21 protein-coding genes and 1 pseudogene are annotated in these 22977 nt (G+C 42.7%); 14 read left to right on the top strand and 8 right to left on the bottom strand.

What is annotated here, in order from left to right:
- Positions 1-162 precede the first annotated feature (162 nt).
- The 7 genes from WD019_RS13865 to WD019_RS13835 form a co-directional block, all read right to left on the bottom strand.
- The gene (locus WD019_RS13865; RefSeq protein WP_425711874.1) at positions 163-1527 is read right to left on the bottom strand and encodes a sugar transferase; all 1365 of its coding nucleotides are present in this window, start codon (positions 1525-1527) and stop codon (positions 163-165) included.
- A gap of 450 nt (positions 1528-1977) precedes the next feature.
- Complete coding sequence (locus WD019_RS13860) at positions 1978-2727, bottom strand: ABC transporter ATP-binding protein (RefSeq protein WP_026679213.1); 750 nt, start codon at positions 2725-2727, stop codon at positions 1978-1980.
- Entirely contained in the window at positions 2728-3546 is an 819-nt protein-coding gene (locus tag WD019_RS13855) for an ABC transporter permease (RefSeq protein WP_035351828.1), read from the bottom strand.
- Positions 3547-3613: 67 nt separating this feature from the next.
- Complete coding sequence (locus WD019_RS13850; protein WP_026679211.1) at positions 3614-4384, bottom strand: CDP-alcohol phosphatidyltransferase family protein; 771 nt, start codon at positions 4382-4384, stop codon at positions 3614-3616.
- Positions 4371-5393 carry a glycosyltransferase family 2 protein gene (locus WD019_RS13845; RefSeq protein WP_425711873.1) on the bottom strand — a complete coding sequence of 341 codons (1023 nt, stop codon included), beginning with the start codon at positions 5391-5393 and terminating at the stop codon, positions 4371-4373. Before WD019_RS13845 ends, WD019_RS13850 begins: the two co-directional genes overlap by 14 nt.
- A 31-nt stretch (positions 5394-5424) precedes the next feature.
- A complete protein-coding gene (locus WD019_RS13840) occupies positions 5425-5772 on the bottom strand; it encodes a hypothetical protein (RefSeq protein WP_026679210.1) in 348 nt (115 codons plus the stop codon).
- 35 nt (positions 5773-5807) lie between these two features.
- Positions 5808-6554 (bottom strand): glycerophosphodiester phosphodiesterase, encoded by a 747-nt coding sequence (locus WD019_RS13835; protein WP_425711872.1) that lies wholly within the window; start codon positions 6552-6554, stop codon positions 5808-5810.
- 462 nt (positions 6555-7016) lie between these two features.
- Between WD019_RS13835 and WD019_RS13830 the strand changes: the two genes are divergently transcribed.
- The 14 genes and pseudogenes from WD019_RS13830 (at position 7017) to WD019_RS13765 (ending at position 21580) form a co-directional block, all read left to right on the top strand.
- Positions 7017-8240: a glycosyltransferase gene (locus tag WD019_RS13830; protein ID WP_425711871.1), complete on the top strand. Its 1224-nt coding sequence runs from the start codon at positions 7017-7019 to the stop codon at positions 8238-8240.
- Complete coding sequence (locus tag WD019_RS13825) at positions 8233-9555, top strand: flippase (RefSeq protein WP_425711870.1); 1323 nt, start codon at positions 8233-8235, stop codon at positions 9553-9555. Before WD019_RS13830 ends, WD019_RS13825 begins: the two co-directional genes overlap by 8 nt.
- Positions 9556-9592: 37 nt before the next feature.
- Positions 9593-9862 (top strand): hypothetical protein, encoded by a 270-nt coding sequence (locus tag WD019_RS13820; protein WP_425711869.1) that lies wholly within the window; start codon positions 9593-9595, stop codon positions 9860-9862.
- On the top strand, positions 9859-10140 hold the full coding sequence (locus WD019_RS13815; protein WP_425711868.1) for a hypothetical protein: 282 nt from the start codon (positions 9859-9861) through the stop codon (positions 10138-10140). The genes WD019_RS13820 and WD019_RS13815 overlap by 4 nt, the downstream gene beginning before the upstream one ends.
- A gap of 96 nt (positions 10141-10236) precedes the next feature.
- Positions 10237-11151 carry an NAD-dependent epimerase/dehydratase family protein gene (locus WD019_RS13810; RefSeq protein WP_425711867.1) on the top strand — a complete coding sequence of 305 codons (915 nt, stop codon included), beginning with the start codon at positions 10237-10239 and terminating at the stop codon, positions 11149-11151.
- 123 nt (positions 11152-11274) lie between these two features.
- Positions 11275-12291, top strand: a complete 1017-nt coding sequence (locus WD019_RS13805) for a Gfo/Idh/MocA family protein (RefSeq protein WP_425711866.1) — start codon at positions 11275-11277, stop codon at positions 12289-12291.
- A 15-nt stretch (positions 12292-12306) separates the two neighbouring features.
- The gene (locus WD019_RS13800; protein ID WP_425711865.1) at positions 12307-13638 is read left to right on the top strand and encodes a nucleotide sugar dehydrogenase; all 1332 of its coding nucleotides are present in this window, start codon (positions 12307-12309) and stop codon (positions 13636-13638) included.
- Positions 13639-13720: 82 nt separating this feature from the next.
- Positions 13721-14866 (top strand): glycosyltransferase family 4 protein, encoded by a 1146-nt coding sequence (locus WD019_RS13795; RefSeq protein WP_425711864.1) that lies wholly within the window; start codon positions 13721-13723, stop codon positions 14864-14866.
- Positions 14867-14893: 27 nt separating this feature from the next.
- Entirely contained in the window at positions 14894-16126 is a 1233-nt protein-coding gene (locus WD019_RS13790) for a glycosyltransferase family 4 protein (protein ID WP_425711863.1), read from the top strand.
- Positions 16127-16130: 4 nt separating this feature from the next.
- Positions 16131-17237, top strand: a pseudogene (locus WD019_RS13785) (DegT/DnrJ/EryC1/StrS family aminotransferase); the annotation flags it as partial.
- The gene (locus tag WD019_RS13780) at positions 17220-18107 is read left to right on the top strand and encodes a DapH/DapD/GlmU-related protein (protein ID WP_425711888.1); all 888 of its coding nucleotides are present in this window, start codon (positions 17220-17222) and stop codon (positions 18105-18107) included. The pseudogene WD019_RS13785 and the gene WD019_RS13780, both read left to right, overlap by 18 nt.
- Before the next feature lie 240 nt (positions 18108-18347).
- A complete protein-coding gene (locus WD019_RS13775; RefSeq protein ID WP_425711862.1) occupies positions 18348-19739 on the top strand; it encodes an O-antigen ligase family protein in 1392 nt (463 codons plus the stop codon).
- The gene (locus WD019_RS13770; RefSeq protein WP_425711861.1) at positions 19720-20379 is read left to right on the top strand and encodes a hypothetical protein; all 660 of its coding nucleotides are present in this window, start codon (positions 19720-19722) and stop codon (positions 20377-20379) included. Before WD019_RS13775 ends, WD019_RS13770 begins: the two co-directional genes overlap by 20 nt.
- Positions 20380-20494: 115 nt before the next feature.
- The gene (locus WD019_RS13765; RefSeq protein WP_026679199.1) at positions 20495-21580 is read left to right on the top strand and encodes a glycosyltransferase family 4 protein; all 1086 of its coding nucleotides are present in this window, start codon (positions 20495-20497) and stop codon (positions 21578-21580) included.
- A gap of 101 nt (positions 21581-21681) precedes the next feature.
- Here WD019_RS13765 and WD019_RS13760 read toward each other — a convergent pair whose 3' ends face one another.
- The gene (locus tag WD019_RS13760) at positions 21682-22737 is read right to left on the bottom strand and encodes an LCP family protein (protein WP_425711860.1); all 1056 of its coding nucleotides are present in this window, start codon (positions 22735-22737) and stop codon (positions 21682-21684) included.
- Between the last annotated feature and the right edge of the window lie 240 nt (positions 22738-22977).

Raw genomic sequence — 22977 nt, 5'->3', positions numbered from 1 at the left:
AAGAGGTGATTCAATAGTCTTTCTATTTGAATACCAATTTGTTTAACATATTGAAGAATCACAAGCTATTATACTGTCAAAAAACGTAAAAATCAACCGAAACAAAGTAGTAAAAGCTGCCAGTTTTGTATACTGGCAGCTTTGCAGTTTCATAGCATTGAATTATGAATGGATGGTCATGCTGTCTTTCTTTGCCGCAGGCTTCTCTGCGCTTCCTTCTGCTTTTGATTTATCTAACACAACATTGATCGTTTTCATTAAGATGACGATATCCATCCAGAAGGAATAATTTCGAATATAGTAAAGGTCAAACCGGAGTTTGTTTTCTACATCGGTCGTATATTTGCCGTTGATTTGCGCGTAGCCGGTAATCCCTGGCTTTACAGTGTTTCGGTATTGATACGACTTATTGTTTTTCGTAAATTGCTTAATGAAAAAGTCGCGTTCCGGGCGCGGCCCGACGATCGACATGCTGCCAGATAGGACATTGATTAATTGCGGCAGTTCGTCAATTCGCGTCAAACGCAAAAATTTCCCGACTTTCGTAATGCGGTCGTCATTTTCCGTTGCTAACACAGGTCCGGTCATCTTCTCCGCATTTTCTACCATGGAGCGGAACTTATAAATGTAAAACGCTTTATTGTAGCGTCCGATTCGCTCTTGCTTGTAAAAGATGCTTCCTTTTGGGTCCTCAATTTTGATCGCGATGGCGCTAATAATGAACAATGGCGACAAGAAAATGAGCAATACAGCGGAAACGACAATGTCAAACAACCGTTTCAATACAAGTTGATCCCACGAAAGGCCGAACGGCTTTACGCCCATCACAAGCGTATCATCAAGCGAAGTAATCGCCGATTTCGATACTAACAAATCATATAGGGATGGGACGACATAAACAATTTTGTCATTTTCAACCGCGTGATAAATAATTTTAGACTTTGTTTTTTCTGAACAGTTGGCGCCGATAATAATCGAGTCGGCCTGCGGAACGGCTGCGTAAATTTTTTCAAGTGGCAACTCAGGGTCAACGGTAACGATATTCATGCCTTTGATCGTTGGAAGTTCATTATTGATCATCCCGAGGTCGCTGGCCATGTCTTTCGAAACAAGCAGAATCGTGCCTTGTTTTGATCGGACCACAAGTTTAAACATGACGATTTTCCATGTAATGAGAAATACGATTGACAAAATGTACGAAAGCAAAATGACCGAACGAGGCAACGCAAAGGCGCGGAACAAGAACGATGCAGCCATCGCAAAGAACATGATAAATGTTGTTGAAATAAAAATGCTTCTGTATAAATCCCAGATCGTTTTGCGGGAATATAAGTTAAGTTCATAAACCGAAAAGAAAAATAAGCCGGTCAATAAAATCCATGGTAAGACATGGAAATAGGATTCCCAGTTACGGTCATCCAAATATTCGCTTCGTAAATAAAAAGCGCTGAAATAAGAAGCAGTCAAAAGGCCAAGGTCAACAAGCATAATGACCACTTTTTGTATCGGTGTTTCAATCTTATTCATGAGTTAGTGCTCCTTTATCTAGCAAACTAGTTTGAGCAGATAAATTTTTTAGAAATGAATGCTGCAACTTCTCTTATACATTCCACTTCACAACAAAATGTAAACGAGAAAATTACAAAAAAATAAAAGTAGCTTTATATAAGCTTTACAATCTGATTTATTATATCCTTATGTTCGAAAAAAAGTCAATAAAGAGGATGTTCAAAAAGTCCGGGAAACATTGCCGGCGAATTTCTGCGTCAGCTTGCTTCTACGCTCCTCACGTATTAACAGGACATATGCACCTGTATCTACTAGCATTGCTCCGAAGCTTGCTTCCTCGGTGCAACTCGGAGTGAAACAGGTTGCATTGCTCGTCGCTCCGGTGCTCGAAGACTTCGCTTCCTCGAACTTCTTGGCCCTGTTTGTCCTCCTTTTTGAACAAGTAATTAAAAAAAGCGAAGGAGAGCGTTAGCCCTGCTTCGCTGGTTTCTTTTTCGATACTTTTGTTTCGTACAATTCGACCATTTTGTCAAAGTCGCCGATATCGACAACTTGTCCTTTTTTCAAAATCATCGCCCGGTCGCAAAGTTTTTTCAGTGACTTTAAGCTATGTGAGACGATGACGATCGTTTTTCCTTCTTTTTTCATCTCAAGCATTTTTTCGTTGCATTTCTTTTTGAACTCTTTATCGCCGACAGACAGCACTTCGTCAATTAATAAAATGTCGGCATCGTTATGAACGGCAATCGAAAAACCGAGTCGTGCTTTCATTCCTGAAGAATAATATTTTACAGGAACGTTAATAAAATCCTCTAGCTCGGAAAACTCAATGATCTTCGGCGTAATTTCATCGATTTTTTCTTTTTCGATGCCAAGAATGGCACAATTCAAATTGATGTTTTCAAGGCCGCTTAAATCCGGATGCAGACCGGCGCTCAGTTCGATGAGCGGCGCTACAGAGCCTTTCACTTTAATTTCCCCGCTGTCAGGGTGAATGATGCCCGATAAAATTTTAAAAAGCGTACTCTTGCCGGCACCGTTATGACCGATAATTGCAAAGCCTTCAGACTCTTTGACATCAAAGGTGACGTCTTTCAGCGCATCAAACTGGTTATGGACTTTTTCCCTTTTTAACATCGAAATGAGTTGGCCCTTTAACGTCTTTTCATATGGTTTGCTAAACTTTTTTGATACGTGATTGACTTCAATAATACTCATTTACACCACTTCTCCTACTTTTCGGTCAAGCTTTCTGAAGATCGCCATGCCGACAAACAGCAATACAACGGCAAAAATAAAGACGTAAAGGTAGTACCAGTAAGATATCGCTTCGGATTTGTAAATCGCGAAAACCGTATGGAATGAATTAATAATAACGGCTAACGGATTGATCAAATAATAAGGTAAATAATGGGCTAAATCCGGATTTTTCATAAAGCGCGAAATCGGATAAATGATCGGCACTAAATATTGTCCGGCCCGCAACAGGATTGTCGACATTAATTCAATGTCCCGGAAATAGACGTTTAAAATCGATAAAATTAATGCAAATCCATACGCAATGACAATGTATAAAATCATGACAACTGGCAAGATCAACACATGCAGCCAGTCAAAAGGGACACCTAAAATGATGCCATAAAGGATAACTAAAACAAAGGCCGGAATAAAGGAAACAAACTCCGACAAGACGATGACCAACGGGAAAATGTGCCTTGGGAAGTAGATTTTCTTAATTAGTTTGGCATTCGAGCGAATCGAGCGGATGCCCCTTGTGATCGACCTTGAGAAAAACATCCACGGAATTAATCCAGAAAGAAGGAACAACTCATAATGATCTAGTCCTCTGCTAACATTTAGAATCTTTTTAAAGACAATCGAATATACAATCATATACCCGAGCGGCTCAATTAATGTCCAGAAAAAACCGAGTACGGAATTTTTATAGCGTACTTTAACTTCACGGTGAACTAAAAAGTATACTAAGGCTTTGTATTTCATCAAATCGTACAAGCCCAGGATTTTCAATAATTTCATTGTTTCCCCTCGTTACATAGTTTCAATTTGACACTAGATTTCATTATATACTTGACGATAGGTTAAATCAATTCTCGCTTGCTTGATCTCCCAGGGATCCTAACGTAATTTTTAGGCGGACGATGGCTTTAGCAAAAAAGAGGGCGAGAAATCCTGCCATATAGAGACGTTCAAGCCAATCTGGAAGCCATAACCCGATCAGGTTCAGCAAAAATAAAACAAAGAAAAAGCCGGGCAATCCGGTGAAAAAACCGACCCATTCAAAAAGATTGGACTTTACCCTGATCTGGTTCACCGGGTCAATTTCCTTTACCTTGCTTGCGGTTAATTGAAGGGCAAAGGCAATTGAAAGTGACATCGTCGCGGTCACCATCATCCAATAAATGATGCTTGCATACGTTACGGAAAGCGTAATGCCGCTTTGCAACTGGATAAGCGCGATTCCGATGGACGAATAAATCGGAATGCTCGTCGCCTGGATCAATATGTCTAAAAAGTATCCGTAATTGCTTGTTTTCTTTTGAATCCGGGCCATTTCACCATCGATGCAATCACATAAAAAGCCAATGTTGTAAAAAAGAAACGCAAGCAAAAAGGCTTTGCTACTGGCGAACACCATGCAATAGCCGGCGATAAGCATCGAAAGGAAACTTACCCATGTAATCGTATTTGGCGTGATTTTTAACTTGCAAAAAAGTAGTGAGAAATAAATGGAAATTCTCCGGAGTACATACCATGTCCATATATCTTCCAGTTCCCTATCTTTTTGGCAAAATTGCCTTAGTGCCAATATTTTCTCCGAATCCCACGGCAGGGTCGCCCGTTTATTTTGAGACATGTTCTTTCCCCCTCCAAAAATAAGGACTGCATAAACCAACCGTCATTCCTATCCCTCTTGAAAAATGAAGCGAGAAAAAGGCAAGAATGGCGGCGAAAAAGGAAGAGAGTCCCTGTATTTTAATAAGCGGGAATGAAGAAATTATGCAGAGCACAAAATAAATTCCGGCAAGCGTATAAAGGGTTTCAAACGCCGGTTTGAAAAAGAAACTGGCGACAACTAAAAGAACACCGAACAAAAAGGCAACAAGTGGGATTAAATGGCGCAACCTTAGCGTGCCTTTGCCATCCCTTGAAGCAATCATTCCCCATTTTCCGTCGTCGTACGACTTTTTCACAAACGCCTTGTAAGAATCGCGCGCAAAATAGACGGATTGGATCGTCGTTGATAAAAAGAATCTCCCTCCGGCTTTGCGGATCCTTGCATGCATTTCAATATCTTCATTCCGTTTAAGCGATTCATTGAACAGGCCGACTTTATCAAAGATTTCGCGCTTATAGGCGCCATATGGAACGGTGTCCACATATCCTTCCCACTCTTTTGTCGTTATTCTGAATTTCGAATTGCCGACGCCAAAAATATGAGAATAGACGTAGGCATTCACTTCCCCCCAGAAGCCGATCCCTTTTGTATCAATGACACCGCCAACGCATGTCGCTTCCGGATGTTTTTGGATGACGCTGTAATAGCGCTTGAGAAAATCAGGTTCCACCTGGCTATGGCCATCCACCCTGAGCACGTATTTCCCTGAAGAATGCTTAATGGCGATGTTCCAGCCAACAGGAAGCGTCTTTTTCGGGTTCGTGTAAAATTTAATCCGATTTGGAAACCGGTTCACATAATCTTGAATAATTTCCGGCGTCCGATCATCCGACATCCCGTCAACGACAATCATTTCATATGCGTTCGCATCAAAATCCTGGTGTATCATTCGCTCAAGCAAATTCGCGATATATTTTTCTTCGTTTCGAACAACAAGTAATAAACTAAAAAAATACGGTGAAGACATATTCTTTCTCCTTTTTTCTACTGCACGACCGTCATCTACTTGCCATTGGTTGGTGATTTTCATTTTCCAGCCGTTCTAATAAGTTGTCAATTGCTTCAAGTTCAAGGAAGACTTTCGTCGGTTTAGAGTTTTCGATTTCCTCCAGTTTTTTTTCGGCGTCGTATTTCAATTTTAAAAGCGCTTCATATTCTTTCGTGTTAAAGGAGATCGAATTTGGATCAAGCCGTTTCATTTCTTCAGCAATTTCGATCGCGATTTCCGTATTAATTAACTCTTTTTGGGCGGCGAGAAGGACCCGTTCATAATTATACTTTTCAACCATAATTGTTTTTTTGCGCTCTTTTAGCAACGTAATTTTGTGCTTAATGTAATTTTCCATAAAACTCACCTCATTTTACACAACTAGACAAAGTTTTACGAAGGAATTGAAGCTTCCGAACGTAAATTATATAACTTACCCGGGTAGTCGGTAATGATGCCGGAAATCCCGAGCTTCAAAAAGTCGTTCATTTCTTTTTCTTTATTGACGTTCCACGGATACACGGCCAATCCTTTCTCCATCGCATCGGTTATGTTTTCTTTTTTTATATAATGTCGGTGGGGATGAAGAGAATAAATTGGAAAATCGAATAATTTTGTATAAGCAACATGATCAAGCAAATTCACTTGATAAAGCAATCCGATTTTTAAGCTGTTTTCCAACTTTTTCATTGTTGTTAAACATTGATGGTCAAAGGAAGAAATAATCGTATTTTCAATCCGGTTATATTGAACGAGCTTCTCATACAGCTTTTTTTCAATTCCTTTATAAAAAGAAGGCACATTTTTAATTTCGACGTTTATTAAAATATGATCCGGCACAACCTCGAACACTTCATCGAGAAGCGGGATTCGCTCCTTTTGAAAGGATTCGCCAAACCAGAGGCCGGCATCCAGTTTCTTCAGCTCTTTAACTGTCATATCGCCGACTCTGCCTTTGCCGTTTGTCGTTCGTTTCACGGTGTCATCATGAATGACGGCAAGCTCTCCGTCTTTTGTTAAATGAACGTCTAACTCAATGGCATCACATTTTTGTTCAACGGCCAATTGAAAAGCAGCGAGCGTATTTTCAGGTGCCTCACCAGCCGCCCCGCGATGGGCAATAATCATGGTACGTTCCATTTGGCAACCTCCTCCTATTAAACGTATGGTTAATGATAGGATTCGTTTAATCGTGTAAAAAATTGCTTTAAAAATGTCCCAAATATAGCCATAGGACGTATTAAAATGCTTCTATTGGGCATAATTTCTAATATGTAGATACAGCTTCAGCAAAAGTGCATACCATAAATTATATCATATTTGGATCATACTATTGTTTCATCCTATTCGAAAACAAGCGCACTGTAAAGCGAAAAGAAGAATTGAATCAAAGAGCGGTAAGGGAGAGGATAGTATGAACGCAAAAAATGAAGAAAAAGATTTGATGATCGGGCTGTTTTGGGGTGTTACATTATGCGCGCCGATTTGGCTCGTCATTATGTATTTTATATTGCATTAACTCGCGCCGGGGAAGATTTGATGATAACCGGCGTTTTTATTTTTTACTTTAAAGGAGTTTTATGACTGTTGCGGAGTGGGCAAATGAAAAAAATCGTAATCTTAACCAATCGATACCCTTATTATCCCGGAGAATCTTTTTTCGATACGGAGCTAAAAACGATTGCCTGCCAGTTTGAGGAAATCCACATTGTTTCCGTAAACGGGACAGGAAAACGGAGGGAAACGCCTGACCGGGCGATCGTACACCAACTCTCCGGTAAAGTTGGCTACCTTCAATTAGTTGCAGCGGTTTTTCGCGACCGGCAAGCGCGAAAATGGCTGAAAAGCGATCTTGGCCGGGCCAAACGAAAAGGATGGAAAGCGCCGTTCAAATTAATCAATTGGCTAGGCCGGGCGGTTTTGATCCGCAATTATATTCAAAAGCAGTTCAAGTGCCTGGACGATCGTTTATTTTATTCGTATTGGTTGACTCCTTCTGCGCTTGCCTTAGCGTTTTTGAAAGAAACGAATCCAAAAATGACGGCCGTATCGCGCGCGCACGGAGGAGACTTGTATGAAACCCGGCATTCTCCCCCTTATTTGCCGTTGCAACAAAAAATGATAGAAACGCTCGATCTCATCTTTCCTATTTCGGAAGATGGGAAAAACCACTTGAGGGAACAATACCCTGACAAGAAGGGAAAGCTAAAAGTGAGCCGGTTAGGCACAATAGACCCGGGTTTTCTTGCCAGACGTTCGGACGATGGCATTTTTCGCATTGTCACATGCTCCTATATTAAACCCGTTAAAAGGCTTGAACTTCTAGTTGACGCGTTAAAAGAAATAGAGATCAAGGCTCATTGGACACATATCGGCGACGGACCGCATCGGGCGCAACTTGAAGAGAAAGCAAAAAATTTGTTGCCCCCTCATGTTTCGTATCATTTTACAGGAGCCCTGACAAACGAGGAAATTTATGCATTTTATGAAAAAGAGCCGGTTGATGTCTTTATCAATGTCAGTTCAAGTGAAGGCATACCGGTCACGATTATGGAAGCTTTTAGCTCGGGAATACCTGCCATTGCAACCAATGTCGGCGGAGTGAAGGAGCTTGTAACAGAAGAAAACGGGATGTTATTGGCTCCGGATCTCACTCCGAAGCAGCTGGCGGAAGCAATCGGGCGATTTGCAAAATTATCCGTGCAAGAAAAACAACATTATAGTAAGAAAGCATATGAAACGTGGAAAGAATACTATTATGCGAAAAAGAATTATACCGATTTTATTACCGGGTTAAAGAATTGGAGCTATCAAGAACATGAATGAAAACCGTCAGTTTTTGAAAAATAGCTTTTTAACGTTTACGAGACAAGTGATGAACATTTTATTTGGCGTTATGTTGCTCATCGTTCTTGCAAGGTATTTAGGGCCAAAAGGACAGGGACAATATTCTTTAATTACTCTTTTTCCCGGTGTGCTCCTGATGTTGTTCACCCTCGGCATTAATACATCAACGATTTATTATGTCAGCAAGAAAGAAGTAACGATCCAAACCGTGTATACGAATAATATGGTTATCGGGCTTGCGCTTGGATTAATCAGCATGGTTCTAGGCGCGATCATTGTTTTCTTCTACTCCGGCCAGTTTTTCAGCCATACGCCGGATGGGCTTCTTTACGTATGTTTGCTAACTCTTCCTTTTTTGTTTTTGCGGGAATATTTTTTAACCGTTTTTCAAGGATTACAAGATTTTAAAGCATACAATACGATGATGGTCGTTAACCAGCTTGCCATTCTAGTATTTGTTGGCCTATTGGTCATTCTCTTAAAATTAAAATTGCCTGGGGCGATTTTCGCTTTTTTATGCGGAAATATCGTAACAGCCATCGTTATGGTCGGCTGGTTAAAAAAGAAATATCAGTTGCGCCTGGTGCTGTCGACGTTTTCGGCCGACTATTTTCGGAAATCGGTAAACTATGGTTTAAAAGCATACATCAGCAATTTCTCAAGCTTTCTAAATTATCGTCTTGTCGTTTTTCTTATCGGTTTCTTTTTGGCGGATCAAGCGGTCGGCATTTACGTCATTGCGATGAACATTGCGGAACGTCTGGCGATTTTCGCCGCGTCCTTTTCCAGCGTGTTGTACCCGAAAATTGCTTCCTTTGATACAGAAGAGGAGCGAAATCGGCTGACTTCGATCGTCAGCCGGAATATGATGGCGGTCTCGATCGGCCTTACTATCGTTGGTTTGTGCGTTCCAACTGAATGGATCGTCCTTTTATTCGGGGGAAAATACACCGAAAGCGCTACTCTCCTGCGAATCCTTTTGCCGGGCATCGCATTGTTGTCGGTTGAGAAAATATTATCGAACGACATTGCCGGGCGCGGTAAGCCGGAACTTAACATGTATTTGTCCGTTTTTAATGTGTTGCTGAACGTCCTTTTAAATGTTTGGCTCATCCCTCTCATCGGGCTAAAAGGCGCCGCTTTATCGGCAACGTTGACATATGCCGTAAGCTTTGCCATAAAAGTGATCATTTTTAAGCAAGTCGCCGGGGAGCCAATTGCCCGCTTTCTTCTCATTAACAGGACCGATTTTCGCATTTATAGACGCCTAATAAGCAAGTTGACTATGCTATAATGAAATTAAAACTAAAATTGCGGGCGGTGAGTGGTAAATGGATAAAGTTCGCTCCGGAGACGAATTATACGAACATTTAGGGAAGATGAGCAAGGAGAACTCTGTTTCTCAAATTTATGTACCTGGCAAAGGCAAATTTGCGATCGTTCTTCAAGAAGAAGAATCTCCATCAATTTTAGAGGAAGTAGAATCTGATCCGAACTTGCGCCAAATGATTGCAGACAGTCTAGAATCGTATAGAGAGGGAACTAGTATGACAACAGAGGAGTTTCTTACATCGATTTCCCCTACTGATTTTAAAAAATGAAAATTCAGCAAGTAGAGTGGCCATTGCCAGTTAGAAAAAAATTGCTATCCTTTCGAAGCAAACATTTTACCCCTGAAGAAACATACGATTTTATCATTCAGACAATTTTAGAAACCGAAGATATACTCATGAATCCAGTATATGGAAAAATGTATATTGAAGAGACAGGAAAGTATACCGGGTTTATGCGGCTTGTGATCCGACGGTTTCGTATATATGTTAAGCAGATTGGAACAAAAGCTATTGTTGTAGGAGTTAAATTTCCAGGAGAAAAATAGCCTCTTTATTGTTGGGAGAGGCTTTTTTGATTTTACAAAATCGCCATCAACAGGCTAAAATTGAATAGACACCACAACCTCATGGAGGAAATACAGATGAACGTACTTATTACTGGAGGTGCGGGTTTTGTTGGCACCTTTACAAAAAAAGAGCTGGAAAAGCAAGGTCATCAGCCGATCCTTGTCGATAATTTTTATACTGGAAGTCGCGACAATGTGGAAGAAGGCGACGTGTTGATTGAAGGGGATATTCTGGATACAGAAGTGCAAAAGGTACTAGAAGCAAAAAAAATTGACGCGATTATCCATCTGTCAGCGCAAATAATTGTACCAGCATCATTTGCCGATCCCATCTTTGACATGAAGCAAAATATTGAAGGAACGATCAAGATTTGCGAGCTTGCGGCAAAGCTTAATGTAAAAAAGGTGGTCTTTGCCTCGTCCGCCGCGGTTTATGGGGACAATATTAGGGTGCCTTTAAGAGAAACCGAGCCTTACATGCCGATGTCACCATATGGCATTTCAAAAGCGTCAGCAGAAATGTACATCGAAACATTATGCAGAACCAACGGAATTGGATATGCCATTCTTCGCTATGCGAACATTTACGGCCCGAAACAGACGAAAGAAGGAGAAGGCGGCGTCATTAAAATTTTCTTGGACAAGCTTTCGAAAGACGAACAAGTGACAATTGACGGAGATGGAAATCAAACGAGGGATTTCATTTACATTACTGATGTCGCAAAAGCGAATGTCGCAGCACTTCATGCTGCTGACGGCATTTACAACATTAGTTCGAATGAAGAAGTGACCATTAATAAACTATTTGATGTTATCGTAACCGAAATGGGTAAAAAGATGTCGCCGAATTATGGCATGCCGCGCAAAGGCGACATTTACAGAAGCTGTCTCGACCATCATAAATTCGTCGAGAAGACCGGCTGGAAACCGGAAGTATCATTGGAAGAAGGAATACGCACGACCATTCAGGCGTTAAATGAAAATCGTTAAGTTTAAAAGCCATCCGCTTACGGGCGGATGGCTTTTGGTTTTGTAAGTGAGCCGATTCTTTTAATGAGGCTCACTTTTTTTGCATATGAATGATATAAGGTCATTTTCAAAGGGGGTTTGCCAGTGGTGAATTTTGCGATTGTCGGGTGCGGCCATATTGCGAAAAAGCACGCCCGGGCGATAGAAAGTATTAAGGAGGCGCGGCTTGTTGCCGTTTGCGATACGATCCCCGAAAATATGGACGTTTATCAACAAACGTATGATGCGACACCTTATACGAAGACAGAGGAATTGCTTGACGACCCCCGTATCGACGCCGTGTCCATCTGCACGCCGAGCGGGCTGCATGCAAAACTGGCGATGCAAGCTGCAGAGAGAAAGAAGCATGTCATCGTCGAGAAGCCGATGGCCCTTTGTTTAAAAGACGCCGAGGATATGATCGCGGCGGCTAAAATCAATCAGGTGAAATTGGCGGTCGTTCATCCGAACCGGTTCCGCCCCGCTATCAGCGAATTAAAACGAGTGGTGGAGGAAGGATGGCTCGGGAAAATCAGCCATATCAACGCAACGGTCAGGTGGAATCGCAATCAGGCGTACTACGATCAGGCAACCTGGCGCGGGACGAGGTCGCTCGATGGCGGCGTCCTTATGAATCAGGCGATCCATAATCTTGATTTAATGCTCTGGCTGGCAGGAAATGCGGTGGAAGTTTTCAGCATGTGCGATACGAGAATAAGAGAAATTGAAGCGGAAGATGTAGCTGTCGGCGTAGTTAAATTCGAAAGCGGGGCGCTTGGAGTCATCGAGGCGGCAACGACCATTTATCCGGAAAACTATGAAGAGTCGATCAGCGTTTTCGGAGAGTATGGAAGCATTAAAATAGGCGGGAAATCGGCAACCAAAATTGAACATTGGTCTGTCAAAAACATAGACGAAAAAACGATATCTGAAAGGATCGAGCATTTTCCGCAGCAAAAATCCGGCCACGAGGTCATCATCGAAGACATGATGAAGGCGATAAAAGACGATCGCCCACCTGTTGTATCAGGAGAAGACGGCCTTAGTGCCCTGCGGTTTGTATTAGCCTTGTATGAGTCAGCGGCCATCAAGCAGCCAGTGAATGTTAGGAACTTCTCATAGGGAGGGGTTTTACACATGATAGCGACATTAAATGGCGTCAGCAAAGAACTGTACGCGAAGATCGAAACGAAGAAAGCGACGATCGGGGTGGTTGGCTTAGGGTATGTCGGCCTTCCGCTAGCCGTTGAAAAAGCGAAAGCCGGGTACAAGGTGATTGGCTTCGACGTTCAGGAAGCCCGTGTAGAAATGGTGAACAACGGAATTAATTATATCGGTGATGTCGTTGATGAAGAGCTTGCCGTTTTGACGAAATCAGAAAGGCTTCGGGCAACCGCCGATTATTCATTCATCCGCGAAGTCGATGCCGTCATGATTTGCGTTCCCACTCCACTCGACAACTATTTTCAGCCCGATACATCGTATGTCGAAAATTCGGCAAAAGCGATAGCCGAACACTTGCATGAAGGAATGCTCGTTGTATTAGAAAGCACGACATATCCGGGCACGACGGAAGAACTGTTAAAGCCGATTTTAGAATCAAGCGGGCTCGTTTGCGGCCGCAACTTGCACATTGCCTATTCGCCTGAACGGGTCGACCCGGGCAATAAAGTTTATAATACGAAAAATACACCAAAGGTCGTCGGCGGCGTGACCCCGGCCTGTACAAAAATTGCTGCCGCCCTTTACCGCGCCGTATTGGAAGGGGACGTCCATGAAGTATCTAGCCCTGCCGTCGCCGAAATGGAAAAAATTTTAGAAAATACGTTCCGAAACATCAATATCGGGCTGGCCAATGAAATGGCGATCTTATGCCATAAAATGAACATAAACGTCTGGGAAGTGATTGAAGCCGCTTCGACGAAACCGTACGGATTCATGCCATTTTACCCTGGTCCTGGACTCGGCGGGCATTGCATTCCGATCGACCCGTTTTATTTAACTTGGAAAGCGCGGGAGTATAAGTATCATACCCGCTTGATAGAAACGGCAGGAGAAATTAACAATAGCATGGCCGATTTCGTCATTAGTAGGTGCACGAAAATTTTAAATGAGCATAAAAAAGCGCTCAACGGATCGGCCATCGTTTTACTCGGGGCAGCATATAAAAAGGACATTGACGATATGCGCGAATCCCCGGCCATCCCTATTTTAGAGCAGTTAGATGCGGCCGGTGCGAAGTGGAAAGTGTGCGACCCGCATGTATCATCTTTTCATTTTAAAGACAAAATAATAGATACAGTCGCTGTTACGCCTGAGCTTCTCCATGAAGCGGATCTCGTCATTTTAATGACCGATCATAGCACATTTAATTACGAACTGATTGCAGAACATGCAAAGGTCCTCTTTGATACGCGCAATGGGCTGAAACAGTGGGCGGCAAAAATCGAGCATTACTATTTGTTATAAGATTATCGATCAATTTCGAAGACTTATCAATCCATTTAAAAGAAATATCAATTAATCAATTGTCCGGGAAAGAGGTAATCTTGTGAAAGTCTGTCATTTAACGTCGGTCCATCCAGCAGATGATATACGAATTTTTGTGAAAGAATGCCAATCCCTTCGCCAGGCAGGCCACGAAGTTTTCCTTGTAGCCGCTAATGCCGATAGCCATATTCATAACGGCATTCATGTCATTGGAGTCGAGTCCCGCTCGAAAAGCCGATTCACCCGGATGATTGGCACGACATGGAAGGTGTATAAAGAAAGTTTAAAAGTGGATGCCGATGTCTATCATTTTCATGACCCTGAATTGATCGGAATCGCTCTTCTCCTTAAAAAGAATGGGAAAAAAGTGATTTATGACGTACATGAGGATGTTCCTGAACAAGTTCTTTCGAAAAAGTGGATTCCTATTGGGATGCGAAAAATCGTTTCCATAGGCGCCCGCCATGCGGAGAAATTTGCCTCAAAGCGCTTCGACTCCGTAATCGCCGCAACGCCGACGATCGCCAATCGTTTTAAAATGTACAATCCAAATACATTCACGGTTCATAATTTCCCAATAGTAAATGAGCTTTCAGGAGAAAGCGAGAATCACGGGGAAAAAGAAGCGAACTTTCTCTATATTGGCGGAATTACCGCGTTAAGGGGAGTTCGGGAGATGGCAAAGGCGATTGAACTTCTCAATGAAACGCATAAAGGAACGTTAACGTTGGCCGGCCATTTTTCACCGAAAGGATTAAAGGAAGAATTGAAAAACGCGTCAGGCTGGCGGCATATCGATCATAAAGGATGGCTCGGCCGGAACGAGATCAAAACGGAGCTTTCAAAGGCGGTTGCGGGCCTTGTCTTGCTTCATCCCGAGCCGCGCTACAAGGTGTCCTACCCGATTAAATTATTTGAATATATGTCAGCAGGCATTCCGGCCATTGCTTCCCATTTTCCGCTCTGGCGAGAGTTCGTTGAAGATAACCAATGCGGCATTTGCGTCGATCCGCTTGACCCGTCTGAAATTCGAGACGCGATGAAATGGATGATCGAGCACCCGTTCGAGGCAAGGAAAATGGGCGAAAACGGCAGAAGGGCGGTTCTCGAGAACTTCAATTGGGAAAGAGAAAGCGAACGGCTCATTCAAATGTATCAGTCACTTGAAAAGGTGGAGGATGCTACGTTAGAGCCATATCCATTATGAGTCGCAGCATTGGAGTGAATTAAGGCTTTGAAAATATGGATCTTAAATCACGTCGCATTAAAACCAACAGATACAGGTATTACAAGACATTACGATCTGGCACACGAACTAGTAAAGAAAGGCCACCAAATCCGCATTTTTGCCAGCAGTTTTTTAGCCTATCAATTTAAATGGCGGAACGAAGAGAAGAAAAATTACAGCGAGAATGTGAACGGCGTTCAATTTGAATGGATGTGGACGCTCCCTTATAAAGGGAATGGAATCAAGCGTGTCCTCAATATGATCAGCTATTTTTTCATGACACTTTATAGAGGAATGAAGGTGAAAGAGGCGCCAGATGTCATCGTAGGCTCTTCCGTCCATTTATTTGCCTGTTTGGCCGCCTACTTTTTAAGCAAATGGAAAAAGGCAGTTTACGTTGTCGAAATTCGGGACCTTTGGCCGCGAACCCTCGTCGATTTAGGCTCTATGTCCAAAAGGCATCCCGCTGTCCTCATGTTTGGCGCAATTGAAAAATTTGTTTACAAACGGGCGGAACGGATCATCGTAACGCTTCCGGGCGCCATCGACTATATCAGCCAGTTTGGCGTCGACAAAAACATCATTCATTTCGTCCCGAATGGAATAAAATTGGAACGTATCCTTGAAAAACATCGCGAACCTTCTCTTCGGGGGGAGCTGGATGAAATTAAACGAAAGCATGGAAAAATCGCCATGTATATCGGGGCTCACGGCATCGCCAACTCCCTCGAAACGGCCGTCAATAGCGCAAAATGGACGGACCCGGAAGAAGTCGCCTATGTTTTCATAGGGGATGGCCCTGATAAGCCCAATTTGATGAGACTAGCAGAAAACGTGCCAAATGTTTATTTTTTTGGCGGCATTCCGAAACATGAAGTAATGGCAACACTTAACCTCGCCGATGTACTGATAGTGTCAATGCTCAATACGCCGCTTTACAAATACGGCATTAGCTTAAATAAGCTGAACGACTATTTGCTGATCGGAAAGCCGATTTTATTTGCCGGAAATGTCGCGAACAACATAGTTGAAAACGCTGGCGCGGGGCTTACGGTCGTTCCAGAAGATGAGCGGGCCTTTGCCGAAGGATTGAAAAAATTGCTCCAACTATCGAACGATGAAAAATTGAAAATCGCATCTAACAGCTTTCGCTACGTAACGGATCATCATGATATGAAGAAGTTGGCTGAAAGGTTTCTGACGATTTGTTCTTTAAATGATCATTTGAAAGAGGGGTAAACCAATGAATGTACCTTTGCTCGATCTTACGGAACAATACAGAACGCTCAAGGAAGACATATTAGCCAAACTGGATGAAATCATGTCAGGATCACATTTCATTCTAGGCGAGCATGTAAGAACGCTTGAAGAAGAGATTGCAAAATTGTCCCAGGCACGTTATGGAATTGGCGTTGGAAATGGAAGCGACGCGATTCAGCTGGCGCTTCTTGCGTGCGGGATAAAAGAAGGAGATGAAGTGATCGTTCCTTCGTTCACATTTTTTGCAACGGCCGGCGCTGTGGCGAGAATTGGAGCGACGCCCGTCTTCGCCGATATTGACCCTCGTACATATACCATCGACCCGGAAAAAATAAAAGCGGCGATAACGGAAAAAACGAGAGCGATTATTCCTGTTCATTTGTACGGGCAGATGGCCGATATGGAAGCGATCAGTCAAATCACTAAAAACAATCACATTGCCGTCATTGAAGACGCAGCACAGTCAATTGGCGCAAAGCAAAACGGAGAGCATGCCGGACAACGAAGCATTGCCGCAACGTTTAGCTTTTTCCCATCAAAAAACCTCGGCGCCTATGGCGATGGCGGAATGGTCATCACAAACGATGAAAACATCGCTGAAAAACTCCGTATGTTACGCGTTCATGGCAGCAAGCCAAAATATTATCATCATGAGTTAGGCTGCAATAGCCGATTAGACGAGCTACAGGCCGGGATCTTGCACGTTAAACTTCCCTTTTTGCAAAAATGGAATGAAGCCCGGCAAAAGCATGCGGCGATCTATACGAGCTTAATCGATGAAAAGATGAGGGAATTTGTCACTCCTCCTTTTGTTGCAGACGAAAATGACCACGTCTTTCACCAATATACTGTCCGCGTAAGGCGCCGGGCCGAACTGCAGCAATTTTTAAAAGAAAACGGAATCGGCACAATGGTGTACTACCCTAAGCCGCTACATCTTCAGCCCGTTTTCAGCAGTTTAGGCTATAAAGAAGGGGATTTCCCTGAAACAGAAAAAGCGGCCGAGGAAGTGCTGTCACTCCCGATGTATCCGGAATTGCGCATCGAGCAGCAAGAATATGTCATCTCGAAAATGGTCGAATTTTATAAGAAGGAAAAAATGTTGACCGCAATTCCGATCACATCACGCTTTAAAATCCCAAAAAAGACGATCAAGCGCGGGCAATACGTCATCATCGAAAAAGGAGCCATAACAGGCAACCATTTGGATATCGGGCATTATTCAAGCATCGGAAAACATGTCAGGTTAAAAGACAATGTCGTCATCGGCCAGCATGTAACGATCGGCGAACGGGTTGAGATTGGCCGCGATGTCAACATCGGCAATCATGTCATCATTTATGATGGGACGGTGATCGGCGACGGATCTGTTATCCAGGACGGTGCAGTGATCGGAAAACAACCGGTGCGAGCCGCCAACTCAACATTGAAAAATGATAATAGCCTGCCGCCGACAGCTATCGGTGCAAGGGTTACCGTCGGCACGTCTTCGATCCTGTATGCAGGCGCCGCGATATCCGATGACGTGTATATTGCCGACCTTGCAACGATCCGTGAACGCGTGACAATTGGAGAAAAAACGATTGTCGGCCGCGGGGTTGCGGTTGAAAATGACTGCGTCATCGGTAAGAACTGCAAACTCGAAACAAATAGCTACATTACCGCTTACTCCAATCTTGGCGATGAAGTGTTCATCGCACCGGCTGTCGTCACAACCAACGACAACTTTATGGCGCGGTCAAATGAACGATTTAGCCACTTTCTCGGGGTGACGGTGAAAGACGGCGGAAGAATTGGCGCGAATAGTACAATTTTACCCGGCAAAGTGATCCAGGAAGAAGGAGCGGTCGCCGCAGGAAGCGTAGTGACGAAGGATGTCCTGTCATACGAAATTGTCGCGGGCGTTCCGGCGAAAAAATTAAAAGATGTGCCAGAAGAACAAAGGCTGGAACGTCAATAAAAAGATTTGCTAATTTTGATAAAAATCCGCGATTTTTTGGCCGATCGGCTTACGTTACCGTAGAAATTTGAAATTTTATGTCCAAGATGCTTGGAATGTGAAGCTTGTTTTCCCAAAAACGCATTTTATTTTCCGCAAGTAAGATTTTATTTTCCAAAAGTCAAAATTTATTTCACGAAAGTCACTTTTTATTTTCCAAAACGCACATTTTATTGTCCAAACGTAAAGGAGGGAAGATCAATGGCCTTTATCTCTGTAAAAATAGCGGTCGCTCTATTTGTCCTTTATTTTATCGCAGTTCTATTTTTAGTCGTGTTCAAACCGTGGATCTTTCCTTTATCTTTTCCGGTCATCGTCCTTTATTTACTCATCATCAGCTCGTTTTTCGGAGCGGCCATTTTCAACGTCAAAATCGGCCCGGTCAGCTTATTTCCCTATCGGATGCTGTATATTGTGATGGTTTTCGTATTCGCTCTTTATTTTATAAAAGAAAAGACCTTTCTTGATTGGGAAAATAACAGAATAAAACCTGTTTTGTTATTTCATCTTTTCTGGCTTTTCTATGCGTGTGCCTCGCTCGCCTGGGTTCGTTCATTGAAAGTTGGGCTGCTCGACTTTATTTTCCTTGCCATTGGTGTATCGCTTATTTTTTTTGCCGTCTTTTTACTGAACGAACGAAAGCATTTTCTTCACATTTTTTACATTTGGATTCTCATGTTCACGTTTCTTATATTGATCGGCTTATGGAACCATTTCACCAGGCACCATTTGCCGATTTCAAGAATTAACGTTGCGCCATTGTACCAGCAGGGCATTCCCACTGCCGTTTTTGTCAATGAAAACGATTATGCCAGCTTTATCGCCGTCAGCTTCTTTTTCCTTCTGGCGTTCATTCATCGAATCCCTTCCTTTTTCCTAAAAGGGATCGGCTTCATCGTGCTTGTTTTATCTCTTTATGTGCTGCTCTTAACGTCATCGAGGGCCAATGATATCGCTATTGGCTTAGGCGTTCTGGTTTGGTTCCTCTTTTTAACGGACAGACTGGTAAAAAAAAGGCTCATTATTGCGGGAACAGGCGCGCTAATTCTGTTTCGGGAAAAAGCCCTGGAGTTTTTCTCCCGTTTTGAACAAGGCTTACACAGCTTAAACACAGCGGGAAATACATCTGTAGATATTCGTACGAATCTCATCAAAAATAGTCTCCTTTTCTTTGAAAAAAGCTTCGGATTTGGGATTGGATCAGGAAATGCAGAATTTTATTTAGCCCATTTTTCCCATTATCCGACAGGGGGGATTATAAATGTCCATAACTGGTGGGTGGAGATTCTTGTGAATTATGGAATGTTTGTGTTTGTCGGCTATTTGCTTATTTATATTTGGACAATCGTCCAGCTTTGCAAACTATTTCAGCGAACGTTACGATATGAAAAAATGGTGTGCGAAGGTTTAATCGGTGGGATGATCGCTTTTTCCTTCTCATGCATCAGCCCGAGCTCGCAAATTTCGCTCAATTATTTATGGCTTTTATTTGCCTTTTCCTTTGCGTTCATTCATTTTCAGCGGAAAAAAGATCATTCAAACGAACTCATAAGATCAAATAGAGGAGTCAATCATGGACAAGCATTTGAGTGAGATGATGAAACGAACCCTTTCTCGATTAAAAAAATATATGCCGGTTTATATTCTGATCCCTGTTTTAACATGTGGCATCGCCTATTGGATGGCGCTTCAGTCGAAGCCTCTTTATGAAGCAAAAGCGAAAATTAGTCTCGCTAATTTCGAAGAATCGACACTCTCATCCCCTGAGAAAATGAAAGATTACATGATGAGTGAACCGTTTTTAGCGCGCGTAAAAAAACTCAAAGAACCGGCCGCCGCCATTCAGTCCCGGTTTCAAGCCGTACCTGAAGGGCTGAAAACCGTTAATTTAAGTTTAAAAGGAAGCGAAAATGCGGAAGATGAGCTAAGGGCAATCGTTGCCCAGGCGCTGAAAGAAAGCGATGAAGAGAAAAAGCGATGGACAACTTTAATCGATCAGAAAATAGATGCATTAAAAGCAGTGCGCGCAACAGATGAAGGGAAGGTCATGCAGCAGAAATTTCTTTTTGATCTCGAAGAAAAACGGTTAAAGGTCAAAGGAATAGAGGTCATTACTCCAGTCACAATGACAAACATCGGTGACAATCCAAAACAACGCGCCATTCTTGGATTGCTTGTCGGTCTGATGATCAGCGGGAGTTTTTTATTGCTACCGGAAGTATTCAGGAGATGATTTCTCCACCTTTCGTGGAACAGCTGAATTCTCAAGTCCTGCAAACAAAGTTAAGTTGAATGACATTGGTTAAATTGGGCAACTTAAGAGTGACATTGGTGAAGGAGAACGAACAATGGACACTCGATTATTGGTGGCGACAATAGCCTCATTTCTCACGGTAATTCTTGTAACGCCATTTATTATCCGAATCGCCCGTCTTCTTAACGCAACCGACAAACCGAACCATCGAAAAGTACACGATAAAGTAATGCCAAGATGGGGGGGGATCGGCATTTTTGCAGGCGTTCTTGTCGGTTACTTTTTGTCCGGCCTCTATCATATACAGTTAACGGGCATCATAATCGGTGCCGTCCTCATACTGATCATCGGCGTTCTCGATGATAAATATACGTTAAGCGCAAAAGCAAAGTTACTTGGCCAATTTTGTGCAGCGGTGATTGTTGCCAGTACCGGTTTAAACGTTGATCTTATAACGATTCCGCTTATCGGGCAATTTCAATTAGGCAGCCTTGATTTTATTGCAACTATTGTTTGGATTATTACGATTACAAACATCATTAACTTAATTGACGGGCTAGATGGGCTTGCGGCAGGTGTTTCCGTCATTATTACAAGCACAATCGCCTTTATTGCTGGTACGCACGGGCATATGCTGATCGTCGCCATGTCGGTTATTTTAATCGGCTCTACACTTGGATTTTTAGTATATAACTTTCACCCGGCGAAAATTTTCATGGGGGATGCCGGATCACTTTTTTTAGGTTACTCCATCTCGATTATTTCGCTCCTTGGACTTTATAAAAGCGTCACATTATTTAGCTTTGTTGTACCGATCATCATCCTCGGGGTTCCGGTATTTGATACGCTCTATGCAATCGTGAGGAGAATCGCGAATCGTAAGCCGATCGCAGCACCTGATAAAGGCCATTTGCATCATCGTTTATTAAAAATGGGGTTTTCTCATCAAGCAACGGTGCTCATGATTTATGCATTAAGCATTATTTTCAGTGCGGCGGCAGTATTGTTTCAGGCCACATCATTATGGGGCTCCATCACGATCGTTATCGCTCTCATTTTAATGGTAGAAATTATTGCGGAATTCATCGGCTTAGTAAGCCACCGCTACAAGCCGATTCTGAACTTATATGAAAAAATCATCACAACGATTACATACGGACTTGAAAAGAATAAGCATTAGAAAACCTGGCTTTCCGCCAGGTCATTATGTGAGCACGCACAGTGCCAGCGCTTCTTTTTAAACATAAAATAAACCTCCTGAAGCGATCAGGAGGCTCGTCTTTATTGCTGTGCCTGTTCAGTTGTTGTCTGATTTTCAGGATGATTATCCGTCATTTGTGTGTCGTTTCGTTCTAAAATTTTATTGATTTTGCGCGTATACTCATGGATCTCATCCATATTCGGCTGGTAATAATAGATGCCATTGATCATCGCATCTTTCCCTTTTTTCAGCGTCCAGCGCTCAAAATCATTATTTTGGATCGTTTTGTAGAAATTGCGGATGGCAAACATCTCTCTTAAGCTAATGTTTGTTTTCACATTGTCGCCGACCGTTTCCAAAAGATCGTTCGCTTTTGTGAGTGATGTGATGGACAAAGCTTTATCGGCAAGCGCTTTAATGACTTGCTGCTGGCGTTCCTGACGGCCGAAATCTCCTTTAGGATCCTTTTTCCGCATTTGCGCGAAGGTCAATGCCTCTTTTCCGTTCAGATGCATTTCCCCTTTTTTGAATGTAAGCGTGCCCCCGCCAATTTCCTTCATTGCATGCTGCTGGAAGTCGAATGGCACGTTTACATCAATTCCGCCTAAATCATCGACCGCTTTTTTGAAGCCAAGGAAATTCGTTGTAATGTAATAATCGATCGGAACATCCAGCAAGTGTTCAACCGCATCGATCGTTGCTTCTTCTTTATGTCCTTTTTTTCCGAACGCATAGGCATGGGTGATTTTATCTTCTCGCTGGACGATCGGCAAGAACGCTCTCGTATCCCTTGGAATGCTAAGAATAGCCGTTTCTTTCGTTTTCGGGTTAATCGTAAGCAGCATGATCGAATCGGAATGGCCCGGAGAACCGGGATAATCTTCGACACCGAGAAGAAGAATGGTAACAGGATTCTCTCCTAATGTTACTTTCTCCTCGCGCAAGCTTGATTTATCACGCGATAATCCTTGATATGTTTTTTCAGCAGTTGATTTTACCTTCCAGCCTAAAAATCCGGCATAACCCGCTCCGCCTAATACACCAATGAAAACAACAACAAGCACATATTTAAAAAAACGGCGCAGGGGGCTCTTTTTTTTCTTGTGTTTTTCTAGCCTCGTTTGCGGCTGACTCATTAACATCTCCTCAATTCAACTTAAAAATGGCGGAATTTTCTAACAATCGTTCCAAAAATATTGCACGTAACTCCAATATTTTATCTTCTTTTTCACCATTAGACAATAAGTCTATCCATTCGACATACACACTTTTCGTAAAATTGTTTTCATTGTTGGGGGATTGTCAAGAACCTGTCACATCTTGTTTAAATGTTGTTTAAAAGTCCGGGAAACATTACCTGCGAATTTCTTCGTTGC

Origin of the sequence: Fictibacillus sp. Mic-4 (genome assembly GCF_049843615.1) — a bacterium.
GTDB classification, from domain to species: Bacteria; Bacillota; Bacilli; order Bacillales; family Fictibacillaceae; genus Fictibacillus_A; species Fictibacillus_A gelatini.
Note: the sequence above shows the minus strand (reverse complement) of the source record. Positions and strands in the feature narration are given on the sequence as shown.